The organism is Curtobacterium sp. B8, from assembly GCF_000333315.1.
Lineage (GTDB): Bacteria > Actinomycetota > Actinomycetes > Actinomycetales > Microbacteriaceae > Curtobacterium > Curtobacterium luteum.
Map to the genome: position 1 here is coordinate 1 of NZ_BACW01000132.1, position 223 is coordinate 223.

At 59.2% G+C, this 223-nt stretch carries 1 pseudogene; it reads left to right on the forward strand.

The annotated features are described in order from the left end of the window. Positions 1-223 (forward strand): annotated as a pseudogene (locus I59_RS03465) (hypothetical protein); the annotation flags it as partial.

The window sequence follows — 223 nt, forward strand, 5'->3', positions numbered from 1 at the left end:
AGTCGCATAAGGGAGAGCGTCGACCGATGCCCTTGAGAGCCTTCAACCCAGTCAGCTCCTTCCGGTGGGCGCGGGGCATGACTATCGTCGCCGCACTTATGACTGTCTTCTTTATCATGCAACTCGTAGGACAGGTGCCGGCAGCGCTCTGGGTCATTTTCGGCGAGGACCGCTTTCGCTGGAGCGCGACGATGATCGGCCTGTCGCTTGCGGTATTCGGAAT